The following is a 14,772-nucleotide window of genomic DNA, read 5'->3' on the forward strand; positions in this document are numbered from 1 at the left end:
CCCACTCGCGCCCGCCCCGTCCCAACTGGCACTGTGGTGCGCATGAGCCACCCCGTTCTCGTGATCGCCACCGGCGGCACCATCGCCTCCACCACCGACGCCTCCGGCGCGCGCGTGCCCACCCTCTCCGGCGCCGAGCTCGTGCGCGCAAGCGGCGCCCCCGCCCGCGCCCTCGACGCAGCGAACCTCGACTCCTCCTCCATCACCCTCGCCGACATCGACGAGCTCGCCGCCCGTATTGAGCATTCGCTTGCCGACGCCTCCCTCGCCGGCCTCGTCCTCACCCACGGCACCGACTCCATGGCCGAGACCGCCCTCGCGCTCGACCTCATCCACAGGGACCCACGCCCCCTCGTCCTCACCGGCGCCCAGCTACCCGCCGACCACCCGGACGCGGACGGGCCCGCCAACCTCCGCGGTGCCGTCGCCGCCGCCGCGGACCCGCGGCTTCGCGGCCGCGGCGTTGTCGTCCACTTCGCCGGCCGCACCCTTCCCGCCCGCGGCCTTATCAAGGCATCCACCGAGGACCTCGATGCGTTCGCAGCGCCCAACAACGCGCCGCCGCGGCCCGCCCCGGTCGCCCGGCGCCCGCTGGACGGGATCCGCGTGCCCATCCTCCGCGCCTGGCCCGGCGCGAGCGGTGAGCTGGTCCGTGCAGTCGTCGGCGCCGGCGTGGACGGCATCGTCGTCGAGGCCCTCGGCTCCGGCAACGTCTCCGACGCCATGGGCAGCGAGCTCGCGCGCGCCCTCGGCGCCGGGGTGCCCGTTGTGGTGGCAACCTCCGTCCCGCGCGGCGGCGTCCACTTCGACTACGGCGGCGCCGGCGGGGGCGCCACCCTCGGCGAGCGCGGCGCCATCGCCGCCGGCGCGCTCAGCCCCGGCCAGGCCCGCATGGCCTTGATCACCGCGCTGGCGTCCGGTACCGACCCCCGCGCCCTCTTCTAGTCGCCCTCCTCCCGGCCAGCGAGCCAATCGCCCCAGTCCAGCGAGTCCAGCGGGTCGCCGGGCGCAAGCTGCGGGTCATCTGCCCGGAAGCTGCGCACCCGCCCCGGCCCGCTCGCCCGCGTCTCAAACCGCACCGTCACCCAGCCCTTCCCGGCACCTTGCACCCAACCGTGCCCGTACTCGGGGTGGTCCACGTCCTGCGTCGCCTGCCACCGCCCAGCCTGCGGCGCGGGCTCACTGACCAGCTCCACCCGGGCCGCACCGTCGCTCACCCCGGCCTCGTAGTCCACCGTCTCCCGCGCCGGCTTCACTATGGCCTGATCCAGCTCCGGGAACAGCACGTCCTGCAGCGACTCCTCCAGCCCAGAGTAGGACACCCCGACCAGCCTGACCGGCCCCACCTCGTCGGGGTAGCGCACGATCTTGAACGCGGTGGCCAGCAGCGTCTCTTGGTCGTCCGTCGCGTACGGCAGCGTCGCCGAGCGGGACTCGATGTGGAAGTCGCTCATCTTCAGCTTGACGGTGACGGTGCGTGCCCCGCGACCGTCGCGAAGCAGGCGCCTGTGCGACTCCGCCGCGGCGCGCTTCAGGGCCTCGTCCACCTCCGGCGCCGTGGTCAGGTCCTGCGGGTACGTGTGTTCCGAGGAAATCTGCTTCGACTCCGCGCGCGGGGCCACCGGGCGGTCATCCACCCCGCGCGCCAGCTGCCACAGCTGCTTGCCCACCACCCCGCCGAGCGCGATCTCCACCTCGCGCTCGCTCAGCGCCGCGAGGTCGCCGATCGTCTCGATCCCCGCCGCCGACAGTTTCGCCCCAGTCACGGGCCCCACGCCCCACAGCTCGCCGACGGACAGCGGGTGCAGGATCGCCAGCTGCTCCTCCTTCGGTATCACAAACACCCCGTCCGGCTTGGCAAGCCCGGAGCCGATCTTCGCGTACTGCTTGCCGCTGCCCGCACCGATCGAGCTCGGCAGCCCCGTCTCCTCCTTGATCTCCGCGCGCAGTTCGTTAGCCCATGCGGTGACTTGCTCCGGGGTCGCGTCGACAAGCAGCTCGGGCTCCAAAAACGCCTCGTCGATGGAGAGCTGCTCCACCACGTCCACTCGCCTCGAGATGATCTCGAACACCCTCCGCGACGCCGCCGAGTACACGGGCCTGCGCGGCGCGACCAGCACCGCCTGCGGCCCCACGAGCCGCGCCGCCCGGTGCGTGGGCATCGCCGAGCGCGCGCCGAACTTGCGCGCCTCGTAGCTCGCACCCGCCACCACCCCGCGGCCCGACACCCCCGCCACCAGCACGGGCCTGCCCTGCAACGTGGGCCGGGTCAGCTGCTCCACCGACGCGTAGAACGCGTCCATATCAATGTGCAGCACCCAGCGTGACATGTCCCTTACGCTACCGTGGGCTGCATGGAACCCATTCTCGCGCTCGCAGACGTCCACCTCGGCCGGAAGCAGACCGGGGACAGGAAGCTCGGCCCCGGCCTCGACTGGGCGCTGCGCGCGATGGAGCGGGCCGCGGACGCCGGTTGCGGCCACCTTGTCATGCTCGGCGACATCATCGACCGCAAGCGGTTCACCGAGCACACCTACGCCGAGGTTGACCAGTTCTTCCGCCGGGGCGTCGAGCTCTTCGACACCGTCTTGTTCACCGCCGGCAACCACGACGCGCACCACACCCTCACGCTGCCGCCCGGCGTGACCGCCGCCGGGTCGAGCCCCGCCACCTACCGCGCCGGCGGCTGGGCGCTCCACACCGCTGCTGTGGAGGTGGACCGCGACCCGCGGCGGCTCGCTCGGAGCTTTCCTTTGCCTTTCGACGCCACCTTGAACCTCGGCCTCCTCCACAGCAGCGTCACCGGCGAGTACAGCAACAACCCCTGCCTGCCCTGCACCACCGAGGAGCTCACCGCCCTTGGTTACGACGCCTGGCTGCTTGGCCACGTGCACCAGCCGGTCACGCTCTCCCAGCGGCCGTTCATCGGCTGGGTGGGCATGGGCCGCGCCCTCGCGGTCTCGCCCGGGGCCGCGGGCGGCGTGGACATCCGCGAGATCCCGACAGATCACGCAAAGGTGAGGTCCGTCGGGTCATAGCCGGCCCCGTCTCCGCCCGGCACCCGGGCGGGCAGGCAGCGGTTCTGGGTGACGTAGCGGGATCCGTCGATGAACTGGAACTCGATCTGGCCGGACGTGATGTGGATGTGCGCCAGCCCGTGCGTGACCTTGGAGTGGCAGCTCGAGCACAGCGGGATCAGGTTGCTCACGTTCGTCTCGCCCCCTGCCGCCCAATCCCGGATGTGGTGGATCTGGATAAATCTGCTGTGCGTGCACCCGGGCATCGCGCACTGGTGGCCCCACACCGCGAGCAGGGCCGCCACCTGGGCATCCGTTGCGAGGCGCTGCTGCCTACCGACGTACAAGTTCAGCCCGTCCCCGTCCAGCAGGTGGCCCCGCGCCACTGCGTTGGCCACGAATCCCCTGATCACGCTCGAGGGCGCCTGCGGGTTCTGCGGCATCCACACCCGGCCGTCCTCCGTGCAGATGATGTTCACGTGCGCGCCGGGGGCGCGCAGCGGGCTCGCCGGGTTTGTGCGCACCATGCCGATCATGGTGATGAAAGCGTCATACAGCTGGTCCTTCAGCGGCGGGCCGAAGCGCGAGGGCAGCCGGAGGATATCCTCCGCGCTCATCTTGGTTCTCGGCCTCGGCGGAGCCTCCATAGTTGCGGGGCACGCCTCCTCTTCCTCCCCGTCGTCTTCACCCGCCGCCGATTCCGCGCTCTTCCCGCTGGCGGCGAGCTCGGCCACCTTCAGCGCGGCCACGAACTCCTGGCCCGCCACGGCCGGGAGCAGGAACTCGCCTTTGAGCATCCCGTCCTCCCGCGTGCGGAACCGGAGGTACGGCTCGGTCGGATCCCGTTTCTCCGTCTTCTCCGCCCCGGCGAGCGCCGCCATGAGTTCGGAGCGGCACAGCGTGGTGGCCAGCGCGAGCAGGTGGGACTGGTTCTCCTCGGTGAGGTACTTCGTGAGCAGCCGGACGGTGGTGTAGTCCAGCTCTCCCTTGGCAAACGCCTCCCCGATCAGCGTAAAGCGCCGGAGCGCCGTGCCCACCTGCACGTACTCGTAGGCCGTGGTGGTGGCGTAGTTGAGCTCTCTGGCCAGCCAGCTTGCGGTGCTGACGGCGCCGAAGTGCTCCGCCAGATCCTCCTCGTCGAAGCGGGCGATGTGCTCGAGCAGGAGCGCCTTTTCGCTGTTGACCGCCCGGTGGTGGGTGCGGATGGTTTCGGCGAGCTCGCGGGCCTCCTCGCTCGGTGGGCTGGCTACTTTCGACGGGTCGGGTGCGGTGGTGACAGTCATGGTGTTTCCCCCGGTGGTGTGCTGTTGCGGCTGTCTTGGGGGAGACATTAGAGGAGCGCGCCGACACGATGTTCGGACGTTCGACCACATGTTCGAACACAAGGCTACACCCAGGCGCCATTTTCCGCGCGGCGGAATACCCTGAACCAGAGGTTGAGAGTGTTCCGCCCGGCGGAACAACGGGCGACGGGCAACGCGGGCGGCGTTCGATCTACGCCCGGTTCGCGGCCACAGTTCCGCCGGGCGGAAAACCTTCAAGTGGTGCTTGAGGGTGTTCCGCCGGGCGGAAAACGTCGAGAAGCAACAGCCCCCTACTGCTTGGTCACGGTCGCGGTGACACCGTCGATGACCTGGACACCGCCGCCGAGCGGATCCGTGACCACCACGAAATCGGTGGCCAGGGTCTCGGCCGCGATGTGGTCCGCGTGACGCTCGGCCCACTCGGCGCGGTCGGCGGGCACGGACAGGCGCACGGCAATGCGGTCCGACACCTCGAGGCCGGCCTGCTTGCGGGCGTCCTGCAGGCCGCGGATCACGTCGGCGGCCCAACCCTCGGCCTCGAGCTCCTCTGTCACGCGGGTGTCGAGGACCACCAGGCCCACCGTGCCGTCGGCGCTCTCCACGCGCGCGGTGCTATCCGGATCCTCGGCGACAAGGCGCTCGGTGTACAGCTCGGGCGTGAGCACGATGTCACCGTCCACCACAACGTTCTCACCCTCGCGGACGTAATTTCCGGCCTTGACGTTCTTGATCGCGCGCTGGACGTCGCGGCCCAGCTGCGGGCCGGCCGCCTTCGCGTTCACAACCACCTCAAAGGAGCCGGCGGAATCCACGTCGGAGGTGAGGTCGATCTCCTTCACGTTCACCTCGTCGCGGATCACGGGCGCGAAATCGCGCAGCGCGTCGGCATTCGGCATCGCCACCGTGAGCTTCGGCAGCGGCAGGCGATTGCGCAGCTTGCGGGCCTTGCGTACCGACGACGCCGACGAGCACACCGCACGAGTGGCGTCCATCGCCGTAACCAGATCCGCGTCCGCCGGGAACTCCTCGGCGCTCGGGAAGTCTGTGAGGTGGACCGAGCGCTCACCCGTCAGGCCGCGCCAGATCACCTCGGAGATGTACGGCAGCAGCGGGGCGGAAACTCGGGTGAGCACCTCGAGCACGGTGTAGAGGGTGTCAAACGCCTCGGGGTGCGCCTCCTGGCCCTCCCAGAAGCGGTCGCGGGAGCGGCGGACGTACCAGTTGGTCAGCGTGTCGGCGAAGCGGCGGATCTCGTCGCAGGCGTCGGCGATGCGGGTGTCGTCCAGCGCCTCCCCCACCGCAGCGACCATATCGTGCGTCTTGGCCAGGATGTAGCGGTCGAGCACGTCGGTGGAGTCCACGGACCACGACGCGTCGCGGGACGAGTACAGCTGCAGGAAGGTGTAGGCGTTCCAGATCGGCAGGATGGCCTGGCGCACGCCGTCACGGATGCCCTGCTCGGTGACGATCAGGTTGCCGCCGCGCAGGATCGGCGAGGACATGAGGAACCAGCGCATCGCGTCCGAGCCGTCCCGGTCGAACACCTCGTTGACGTTGGGGTAGTTGCCCTTGGACTTGGACATCTTCAGGCCGTCGCTGCCGAGCACGATGCCGTGCGCGACCACCTTCTTGAAAGCGACGCGGTCGAACAGCGCCGTGGACAGCACGTGCTGGACATAGAACCAGCCACGGCTCTGGCCGGAGTACTCCACGATGAAGTCCGCGGGCTGGCGGGCCTCGAACTCTTCCGCGTTCTCGAACGGGTAGTGGTACTGCGCAAACGGCATGGAGCCGGACTCGAACCAGCAGTCCAGCACGTCCGGAACGCGGCGCATGGTGGACTGGCCGGTCGGGTCGTCCGGGTTCGGGCGGGTCAGCTCGTCAATGTGCGGGCGGTGCAGGGACTGCGGGCGCACGCCGAAGTCGCGCTCCAGCTCGTCCAGCGAGCCGTAGACATCCACGCGCGGGTACTCCGGGTTGTCCGACACCCACGCCGGCACCGGCGAGCCCCAGTAGCGCGTGCGGGAGATATTCCAGTCGCGGGCGCCCTCGAGCCACTTGCCGAACTGGCCGTCGCGCATGTGGGACGGGATCCAGTCGATCTCCTGGTTCAGCTCCACCATCCGGTCGCGCACGTCGGTGACCTTCACAAACCAAGCCGGCAGGGCCATGTAGATCAGCGGCTCGCCGGAGCGCCAGGAGTGCGGGTAGGAGTGCACGATGGTCTGGTCGCGCACCACGCGGCCGGCGGCGCGCAGGTCGCGGATGATGTCGCGGTTGGCGTCGAAGACCAGCTTGCCCGCATAGTCCGGCACCAGCGAGGTGAACTTGCCGTCGGCGTCGACCGGGATCACCAGGGGGATGTTGTACTCCTGGCAGGTGTACATATCGTCCTCGCCGAAGGCGGGCGCCTGGTGGACCACGCCGGTGCCGTCCTCGGTGGTGACGTAGTCGGCGTTGAGCACCATGAACGCGTTCTCGGTGTCGCGGAAGTAGTCGAAGACCGGCTCGTACTCCAGGCCCTCCAGCTCAGCGCCGGTGAAGGTATCTACCACCTCGCGGGACTCGCCGAGCTCCTTGGCGTACGCGCCGACCAGGTCGGAGGCCAGCACCAGCAGCTGGCCGGCGAAGCCCTCGGCGCCGTCCTCGCCGACGCGCACGAGTGCGTACTCGACCGCGGGGTGAACCGCCAGGGCAAGGTTGGACGGGAGGGTCCAGGGGGTGGTGGTCCAGGCGATCAGGGATGCGTCGGCAAGCAATGCGTGCTCCTGCAGCGTGCGCTCGGCCGCGAACCCCTGCCGCGCGCCGCGCACCGGCAGCGCGACGGTCACGGTCGGGTCCTGGCGCTCCCGGTAGGAGTCATCCAGGCGGGTCTCCTGGTTCGACAGCGGAGTGTGCTCAGCCCAGGAGTACGGCAGGACGCGGAAGCCTTGGTAGATCAGGCCCTTGTCATACAGTTCCTTGAACGCCCACATGACAGACTCCATGTACTCCGGGTCCATGGTCTTGTAGCCGTTCTCAAAGTCCACCCAGCGGGCCTGCCGGGTGACGTAGTCCTCCCACTCGTCCGCGTAGTGCATGACGGACTTGGCGCAGTACTCGTTGAACTTCTCCAGGCCCATCTCCTCGATCTGGGCCTTGTCGGTGATGCCGAGCTGCTTCTCCGCCTCCAGCTCCGCGGGCAGGCCGTGGCAGTCCCACCCGAACACGCGCGGAACGTGGTAGCCCTGCTGCGTGCGGTAGCGGGGAACGATGTCTTTGACGTAGCCCGTGAGCAGGTGGCCGTAGTGCGGCAGGCCGTTGGCAAACGGCGGCCCGTCGTTAAAGACGTACTCCTCGCAGCCCGCGCGGTTCTGCAACGATGCCTGGAACGTGCCGTCGCTGTTCCAGTAGTCCAGCACCACGCGCTCCATATCGGGGAACCTGGAGCTGCCGCCGGTCATGTCGACCTTGGGGTAAACGCCACCTACTGCCATGTCAATCCTCCACAACGTTTGGCAGGGACGCGACCGAGCCGGCCTCGCGGTACCACCCTGCTTGGGCCCCGGTGCGGGGCCCCGCTTCGTTTGTGAAGGATGTGACGTCTCCCTTTAACGTCCGGTTCTACTGAGGCAAGCCCGTTCTTCCGGAACGCTCCCCGGTGATGGCCGGATCAAAGCGGTTTTAGTTTAGCGCAGTTTGCTTGCCGACGGTCTACTTGTCACCGTTCGGCGCAAAGGAACCACGCGATTCCAGCTCCTCGAGCTGGGAGGTGAGCAGCGTCTTCAGGCGGGTGCGGTACTCGCGCTCGAACGTGCGCAGCTCGGCGATGCGGTTCTCCAGCGCGGTCTGCTGCTGCTTCACCGTGTTCATGATCTCGGTGTGCTTGCGCTCGGCGTCCGCCTGCAGCTGCTTCGCCTGCTCCTCGGCCTTGCGGATCTGCGCCTCGGCGCGGGTGTTGGCCTCGGTGGTCGCATCCTGGGCCTTCTTCTCGGCCTCGGAGACGAGCTGGTGAGCGCGCTGCTCCGCGTCGCGGGTGGTCTGCTCGGCCTTCTTCTGGGCGTCCGCCACCTGCTTCTTGGAGGACTGGTCCGCCTCGGTGAGCTGGCGCTCGGCCGCGCTGCGGGCGTCCGCGAGCATGGTCTGGGCCTCGGACTGCGCATCGGAGGTGAGGCGCTCCGCCATCTCCTGGGCTAGGCCGAGGACCTTGGCGGCCTGCACGTGCGTGTCCGCGGTGGCGGCTGCCGGGGTGGCGGGGGCGACCTTGGTGGCGCCGGCGAGCTGCTGCGGCTGCGCGGACTTCTTCGCCTCCGCCGCCTGCTGGCGTGCGGCCTTGGCCTCCTCGCGGGCGGCGGCGAGCTCGGACTCCGCCTGCTCCTGCTGCTGCTTCGCCTTGGCCAGGCGCTCCTCGTACTCGCCGCGGAGCTTGGCCTCAACGTCGCGGCGGATGGCGGCCTCATCGGCGGACTTCACGGGGGCGGCGGCCGCGGGGGCCGCGGGGGCGCCGTTGCCGGCCTCCTCGACGCGGGCGCGCAGGTCGTCGTTCTCGTCCTGCAGCTGCGCGAGCGTGTCCTCCACCAGGTCGAGGAACTGGTCAACCTCGTCCTCGTTGTAGCCGCGCTTGCCAATCGGCGGCTTGCTGAATGCGACATTGTGCACGTCTGCTGGTGTCAACGGCATTGGCGTTCCCTTCGATCCGTGTTTTTCATGCTTTTACAAGTTATACCCCGAAGTCGCCTTTTCAGGCGAGAGCCGGACGCACCATCAGGCCCCCGATCAGCGCCTGGGCCACCATCAAAATCAGGAACAGGACAATCACGCTGACGTCCAAGCCGATGCCGCCGCCCATGGGCAGCGGCGGGATGAGGCGGCGCAGGGCCTTCACCGGCGGGTCGGTGATGCGGAAAAGCGGCTCCGCGGTGAGCATGAACCACCGCGGCGGGTCGAACTGCTTGGAGAAGGCCTCGATCATCTCCACGATGATGCGGATGACCACCACCAGCATGTAGAGCCCCACAAGGGCGTACAGAATCGCTCCGAAATAAGCCACGGCTTAAGGCTAGCCCAGGCGGGCGACGCGCTTGAGTTCGCTCTCGGAGATGCGGGCGTTCTCGGGCACGATGGCGAACACGCGGCGGCGCGAGCCGGTGTTTCGGGCCAGGTTGAACATGTTGCCGCGCAGTGCGAAGCAGAGGCCCGCGGCGAAGTCCACCACGCGCTTCGCATCCGCCGGGTCCAGGTCTGTCAGGTCCATGATCACGGCGTCGCCGTCGCGGAAGGGCTCGCCGATCTCCTTCGCATCGTTGTAGGAGCGCGGCGCGGTGGAGACGATCTCCGGCGTGAAGCTGGCGGGCGGGGCGTAGGAGGTGGCGCGCTGCGGGGCCGGCGCGTGGGTGCGCTCGGCGCGGGCGGGGGCCTCGACCGCGGCGGTCTCGCGCGGCTCGCGGTACTGCTGGTCGTCGTAGTAGGCGTCCTCGCCGTCGTCGTACGGGCCGAAGCCGAAAAATTCCTTCGCGCTGCCGATGAAAGACATGGGGTGCTCCTCGCTGGAAATGCCGTGGGTGTAATTCGCCGTCCGGGGTCAGACTACGGGGCGGGGGCCGAACACCGCTGTTCCGACACGCACGATGTCCGAGCCGCACGCGATCGCCGTTTCGAAGTCCCCGGACATGCCCGCCGAGAACGCGAGCGGGCGGGAGAGGCGTTGGGAGTAGTCGTCGACAAGCAAACGCACCTCGCTAAACACACGCTGCGCATCAGCCCCCAGCGGGGGCACGACCATAATCCCGGCGAGCTCGAGGTGGGCCGCTTCTTCCACTTCGAGCACGAGCTTGTCGACGTCCTCCCGCGCCGCGCCGCCCCGCGAAGTGTCGCCGTCGTACGACACCTGGATCAGGCACGGCAGCGTGGCCGAGGTGCGGTCGCCGCGCTCCAGGGCGAGCGCCACGCCGCGGTCGAGGCCGCGGGCCAGCTTGACCGAGTCCAGCGAGTGCACCTGCGCCGCCCAGCGCGCCACGGCGTTGGCCTTCTTGGTCTGGATCTGGCCGATCATCGCGATGCCGCAACCGCGCAGCTGGGCGGCCTTCTCGCGGGCCTCCTGCTCGCGGTTCTCCCCCACCAAGTCCACGCCGAGATCCGCGAGCGCCTGCACGGCCTCTACGGGGTGGAACTTGCTCACCGGCAAAAGCGACACGCTCCCCTCCGGGCGGCCAGCGGCGCGTTCCGCCTCGCGGATGCGCCCGCGGACGGCCTCGAGGTTCTGGGCCAGCCGCTCCATCTACTTCGCCCCCGTCAACCAGATCACGCCCGCCTGGCGGCCGGTCACGCCGTCGCGGCGGTAGGAGAAGAAATCCGTGTCGGTGACGGTGTCGCGGGGGTCCGCGTCCACGTGGGTCACGCCGAGGCCGAGCAGCTGTCGCACCAGGCCCGCGCGGATGTCCAGGCCAGGGGTGCCCTTGCGGGTGGTGGTGCGCGAGCCGGGCAGGCGGCGCTCCACGTCCGCGGCCATGTCCGCCGGCACCTCGTAGGATTCGCCGGCGGCGGCCGGGCCCATCAGCACCTGGATGTTGCCGGGGGTGGCGCCGAGCCCAACCATCGCCTCGACGGTTTTTGCCACGATGCCGTTGCGCGCGCCGAGGCGGCCGGCGTGCGCGGCGGCCGCCACTCCCGCCGCGTGGTCCGCCAAGAGCACGGGCACGCAGTCCGCCACCAGCACGCACAGCGCAAGTCCCACCTCGCGGGTGACCACCGCGTCGGTGGCCTCCACGGGGGTGCGCTGCGGCCCCTCCACCACGGTGACGGTGTTGGTGTGCAGCTGCTCCATCCATACGAAGCGCTCCTGGTCCACGCCCACAACGCGGGCGAGGCGAGCACGGTTCGCGGCCACGCTCGCGGGGTCATCGCCCACGTGGCCGCCGAGGTTGAAGGAGCTGTACGGGGACGACGAAACCCCGCCGGCACGGGAGGTGAACACCATGCGGACGGGGCGGTCGTTGAGATCTGCCATGCACCCAGGCTAGCGGCTTAGCGCAGGAAGTCGGGCACGTCCACGTCGAAGTCGTCGTCGAAGCCGTGGTCGGTGCGGCTGGCCTCGCGCTCGGTGAAGAGGCCGGAGCGCTGCGGCGCCTCGTAGCGGTGGCGCGCCTGGTACTCCTCGGCGTGCTCCCCGGAGTCGCGGGGCTCGCGGCGATCGTCGAAAAGCGAGCCGCGCGTCTGCCCCGACTGCCCCGACCGCGCAGACGGCGCGGGGGTAACCGACTCGGAGGCGGGTTCGACGCTGACGGCGGTGGAGCCGGACTTGGCGTCGGCGGCCTGCAGCTCCGGCAGCTTGTTCGCGTTCTCGTCGAAGCCGGTGGCGATGATGGTCACGCGCACCTCGTCGCCCAGGTTGTCGTCGATGATGGTGCCGAAGATGATGTTCGCGTCCTCGTCCGCCTTCTCGGAGACAATGGAGGCCGCGGTGTGCACCTCGTTGATGCCCAGGTCGGAGCCGCCGGCGATGGACAGCAGCACGCCTTTGGCGCCCTCCATCGTGGACTCGAGCAGCGGGGAATTGATGGCCTGCTCAGTAGCCGTCATCACGCGGTTCTCGCCGCGCGCGGAGCCCACGCCCATGAGCGCGGAGCCGGCGTCCGCCATCACGGAGCGCACGTCGGCGAAGTCCACGTTGATCACGCCCGGGGTGGTGATGAGGTTGGTGATGCCCTGGACACCGTTGTGCAGCACCTCGTCGGCGGCGCGGAACGCGTCCATCATGGACAAGTCCGGGTCCCCGAGCTGCAGGAGGCGGTCGTTGGGGATGACGATGACGGTGTCGCAGACCTCCTTGAGGTTCGCGATGCCCTCGAGCGCCTGGCGGGTGCGGCGCTTGCCCTCGAACGTGAACGGGCGGGTGACCACGCCGATGGTCAGCGCGCCCATCTTCTTGGCGATGCCGGCCACCACCGGGGCAGCGCCGGTGCCGGTGCCGCCGCCCTCGCCGGCGGTGACGAACACCATGTCGGAGCCCTTCAGGGATTCCTCGATCTCCTGCTTGTGGTCCTCGGCGCTGGTGCGGCCAACCTCGGGGTTCGCGCCCGCGCCGAGGCCGCGGGTGGCCTCGCGGCCGATGTCGAGCTTGGTGTCCGCGTCAGTGAACAGGAGCGCCTGCGAGTCGGTGTTGATGGCGACGAACTCGACGCCCTTCAGTCCCTCCTCGATCATGCGGTTGACAGCGTTGACGCCGCCGCCACCGACACCGACAACGCGGATCATGGCGAGGTAGTTTGCGGGAGAGGTCATGAGGGGATGCTCGCCTTTCAGGGTTCAAGGAACGTGTGTGGTTGCTCCAATAATCGGGGACACGGCGAGAAATTTCGTGTTCTCGGCCGGCGTGTCTCGACCCTAAACCTCTACTTTAGGGTTGTGACCTGGGCTTTTGTCCCCGCCTCAGCGCGACGTGACCAGGTGCGGGTTGGAGACGTTGAACTCCCGGCCGTCCATCTGCAGCACCGTCTCCAGCGCCAGCGCCTTGTTCTCGTTGTCCTCAGGCGCGCCCCACACCACGGTGCGCCCGTCCTCCGTACGCAGCTGGTAGGTGTACTTGCCCACCTCCACGGAGGAGATCTGCCCGCGGGAGCTATTGCTTATCGACGCCGCCACCGCCACCGCCCCCCGCAGCGCCTCCTGGTCCCCCACCTCGGCGCCCACCAGCTCCACCGCGTCCGCTGGCGGCTCCGCCACCAAAAAGTCCTTGCCGTCGCTGTCGATGAGGTGCGTCCCGTCCGGCTGGGTGATGTAGGCCACCGCCGTATGCTCTTCCACCAAGACATCGACGTGGCTGGGCCAGTCCCGCTTCACGGTCACGGACTTCACCCACGGGTCCCCGGCCACCTGCTCGGCCGCCCGGCGCACGTCCACCCGGCCCATCGGCGTGCCCGGCTCGATGCCGCTCAGCTCCTCCACGCGTCGGGTGTCCAGCGCACGGTTGCCCTCCACCTCGATGCCGCTGACGGGCATGACCGGCGTGAACGGCACCGCGGCGGCCAGTCCCGCGAGGACAACCACCGAGGCCGCGACGCCCGCAGCCTTGCGCCGCACTACTGCGCCTCCGCAAGCACGGCAAGGATCTCGTCCGCCAAGAGCGTCACGCTGCCCGCGCCCATGGTGAACACCATGTCGCCGGGGCGGGTGAGCGCCGCGACGGCCTGAGGCGCGGCGGAGAAGTCCGGCTCCAGGCGTACTTCGGTGCCGCCGGCAATTCGCTCGGTGATCAGGCGGGAGGTCACGCCCTCCACGGGCGCCTCGCGGGCGCCGTAGATATCCAGCACAACGCAGGCGTCGGCAAGCGAAAGCGCGTCAGCGAACTCGGCCGCGAACTCCTGCGTGCGGGAGTACAGGTGCGGCTGAAAGCACACCACCACGCGCGCGCCGCCGCCTTCCGACGCCACCTTCTCACGCGCCGCCCGCAGCACCGCCGCCACCTCGGTGGGGTGGTGCGCGTAGTCGTCGTACACGCGGGCGCCCGCGTACGGCCCGCCGGCCACCTCGCCCTTGAGCTCGAAGCGGCGGCGCACGCCCGTGAAGTCGCGCAGGCCCGCGGCCAGGCGCTCCGGGTCCGCCCCTGCCAGTGCGCCCGCGAGCAGGGCAGCCGCGGAGTTGAGCACCATGTGCCGGCCCGGGATGGTCAGCGTGTACTCCACGCTGCCGCGGCCCGGCAGATCCACCCGGATCGGGTTCTCTGCCGTGACCACCGCCCCGGCGGGGATGTCGGCGTGGCGCGCCGCCGCCTCAGCGGTGCCGTAGCCGAGTACCCGCACGCCGCGAGCGAGGGCGCGGCGGCCGCACTCGGCGGCGTTGTCGTCGTCCAGGCAAACCACCAAGTGGCCGGTGTCGGTGACGCGGTCGGCGAAGTCGTCGAAGACCTGGAAGTACGCCTCCCGGGAGCCGAAGTAGTCCAGGTGATCCGGCTCGATGTTGGTTACCACCGCCACGTCCGGCTTGTAGCGCAAAAGCGATGCGTCCGATTCGTCGGCCTCGGCCACGAAGACGCTCCCCGCGCCGTGGTGGGCGTTGGTGCCCGCGCGGTTGAGCTGCCCGCCGATGGCGAATGACGGGTCCGCCCCCGCCGCCTGCAGCGCCACCACCGCCATGGAGGTGGTGGACGTCTTGCCGTGTGTGCCAGCGAGCAACACCTGGGTGTAGCCCTCCATCAGCTCGGCGAGGAGGTCGGAGCGGCGGATCACCGGGATGCCCTCGGCGGCGGCGCGCACCAGCTCGGGGTTGTCCTTGGGGATGGCCGCGAAGCTGGTCACCACCACCGTGGGCAGCTCGCCCGCAAGTTCGAGGTTCTCCGGCGCGTGGCCCACCGCCACGGTGGCGCCCTGGCTGCGCAGCGCCCGCACCGGGCGCGAATCCTTCACGTCCGATCCGGTGACCACGCTGCCGCGGTCCAGCAGGATGTGGGCCACGCCCGACATGCCCGCGCCGCCGAT

13 protein-coding genes are annotated in these 14,772 nt (G+C 69.6%); 2 read left to right on the forward strand and 11 right to left on the reverse strand.

What is annotated here, in order from left to right:
• The first annotated feature begins 42 nt into the window (after positions 1-42).
• Positions 43-945, forward strand: a complete 903-nt coding sequence (locus tag BN4252_RS04270; protein ID WP_066526292.1) for an asparaginase — start codon at positions 43-45, stop codon at positions 943-945.
• Here BN4252_RS04270 and BN4252_RS04275 read toward each other — a convergent pair.
• Positions 942-2,330, reverse strand: coding sequence for a DNA polymerase IV (locus BN4252_RS04275; protein ID WP_066526293.1), 1,389 nt, complete (start codon positions 2,328-2,330; stop codon positions 942-944). The two genes, BN4252_RS04270 and BN4252_RS04275, sit on opposite strands and share 4 nt — an antisense overlap.
• 24 nt (positions 2,331-2,354) lie before the next feature.
• Between BN4252_RS04275 and BN4252_RS04280 the strand changes: the two genes are divergently transcribed.
• On the forward strand, positions 2,355-3,038 hold the full coding sequence (locus tag BN4252_RS04280; RefSeq protein ID WP_066526299.1) for a metallophosphoesterase family protein: 684 nt from the start codon (positions 2,355-2,357) through the stop codon (positions 3,036-3,038).
• Here BN4252_RS04280 and BN4252_RS04285 read toward each other — a convergent pair.
• From BN4252_RS04285 to murC, 10 genes are all read right to left on the reverse strand, one after another.
• Positions 3,008-4,300, reverse strand: coding sequence for an HNH endonuclease signature motif containing protein (locus BN4252_RS04285; RefSeq protein WP_066526301.1), 1,293 nt, complete (start codon positions 4,298-4,300; stop codon positions 3,008-3,010). The two genes, BN4252_RS04280 and BN4252_RS04285, sit on opposite strands and share 31 nt — an antisense overlap.
• 311 nt (positions 4,301-4,611) lie before the next feature.
• Positions 4,612-7,797, reverse strand: a complete 3,186-nt coding sequence (gene ileS / locus BN4252_RS04290) for an isoleucine--tRNA ligase (RefSeq protein ID WP_066526304.1) — start codon at positions 7,795-7,797, stop codon at positions 4,612-4,614.
• Positions 7,798-8,014: 217 nt separating this feature from the next.
• The gene (locus BN4252_RS04295; protein ID WP_066526314.1) at positions 8,015-8,980 is read right to left on the reverse strand and encodes a DivIVA domain-containing protein; all 966 of its coding nucleotides are present in this window, start codon (positions 8,978-8,980) and stop codon (positions 8,015-8,017) included.
• 61 nt (positions 8,981-9,041) lie between these two features.
• Positions 9,042-9,350, reverse strand: coding sequence for a YggT family protein (locus BN4252_RS04300; protein ID WP_096877766.1), 309 nt, complete (start codon positions 9,348-9,350; stop codon positions 9,042-9,044).
• A 9-nt stretch (positions 9,351-9,359) separates the two neighbouring features.
• The gene (locus tag BN4252_RS04305; RefSeq protein WP_066526315.1) at positions 9,360-9,833 is read right to left on the reverse strand and encodes a cell division protein SepF; all 474 of its coding nucleotides are present in this window, start codon (positions 9,831-9,833) and stop codon (positions 9,360-9,362) included.
• Between the two features lie 48 nt (positions 9,834-9,881).
• Positions 9,882-10,577, reverse strand: a complete 696-nt coding sequence (locus BN4252_RS04310) for a YggS family pyridoxal phosphate-dependent enzyme (protein WP_066526320.1) — start codon at positions 10,575-10,577, stop codon at positions 9,882-9,884.
• Positions 10,578-11,306, reverse strand: a complete 729-nt coding sequence (gene pgeF / locus BN4252_RS04315; RefSeq protein WP_066526324.1) for a peptidoglycan editing factor PgeF — start codon at positions 11,304-11,306, stop codon at positions 10,578-10,580.
• A 17-nt stretch (positions 11,307-11,323) separates the two neighbouring features.
• Positions 11,324-12,580 (reverse strand): cell division protein FtsZ, encoded by a 1,257-nt coding sequence (gene ftsZ, locus BN4252_RS04320; protein WP_066526327.1) that lies wholly within the window; start codon positions 12,578-12,580, stop codon positions 11,324-11,326.
• A 147-nt stretch (positions 12,581-12,727) separates the two neighbouring features.
• Positions 12,728-13,378: a cell division protein FtsQ/DivIB gene (locus BN4252_RS04325; protein ID WP_066526330.1), complete on the reverse strand. Its 651-nt coding sequence runs from the start codon at positions 13,376-13,378 to the stop codon at positions 12,728-12,730.
• Positions 13,378-14,757: a UDP-N-acetylmuramate--L-alanine ligase gene (murC, locus tag BN4252_RS04330; RefSeq protein WP_230208572.1), complete on the reverse strand. Its 1,380-nt coding sequence runs from the start codon at positions 14,755-14,757 to the stop codon at positions 13,378-13,380. The genes BN4252_RS04325 and murC overlap by 1 nt, the downstream gene beginning before the upstream one ends.
• Positions 14,758-14,772 lie beyond the last annotated feature (15 nt).

The organism is Corynebacterium bouchesdurhonense, assembly GCF_900078305.2.
GTDB lineage: Bacteria > Actinomycetota > Actinomycetes > Mycobacteriales > Mycobacteriaceae > Corynebacterium > Corynebacterium bouchesdurhonense.

Bases quoted from the DNA above. Each gene is read 5' to 3' on its own strand.
- BN4252_RS04270 (WP_066526292.1), top strand. From the start codon at position 43: ATGAGCCACCCCGTTCTCGTGATCGCCACCGGCGGCACCATCGCCTCC.
- BN4252_RS04275 (WP_066526293.1), bottom strand. From the start codon at position 2,330: ATGTCACGCTGGGTGCTGCACATTGATATGGACGCGTTCTACGCGTCG.
- BN4252_RS04280 (WP_066526299.1), top strand. From the start codon at position 2,355: ATGGAACCCATTCTCGCGCTCGCAGACGTCCACCTCGGCCGGAAGCAG.
- BN4252_RS04285 (WP_066526301.1), bottom strand. From the start codon at position 4,300: ATGACTGTCACCACCGCACCCGACCCGTCGAAAGTAGCCAGCCCACCG.
- ileS (WP_066526304.1), bottom strand. From the start codon at position 7,797: ATGGCAGTAGGTGGCGTTTACCCCAAGGTCGACATGACCGGCGGCAGC.
- BN4252_RS04295 (WP_066526314.1), bottom strand. From the start codon at position 8,980: ATGCCGTTGACACCAGCAGACGTGCACAATGTCGCATTCAGCAAGCCG.
- BN4252_RS04305 (WP_066526315.1), bottom strand. From the start codon at position 9,833: ATGTCTTTCATCGGCAGCGCGAAGGAATTTTTCGGCTTCGGCCCGTAC.
- BN4252_RS04310 (WP_066526320.1), bottom strand. From the start codon at position 10,577: ATGGAGCGGCTGGCCCAGAACCTCGAGGCCGTCCGCGGGCGCATCCGC.
- pgeF (WP_066526324.1), bottom strand. From the start codon at position 11,306: ATGGCAGATCTCAACGACCGCCCCGTCCGCATGGTGTTCACCTCCCGT.
- ftsZ (WP_066526327.1), bottom strand. From the start codon at position 12,580: ATGACCTCTCCCGCAAACTACCTCGCCATGATCCGCGTTGTCGGTGTC.
- murC (WP_230208572.1), bottom strand. From the start codon at position 14,757: ATGTCGGGCGTGGCCCACATCCTGCTGGACCGCGGCAGCGTGGTCACC.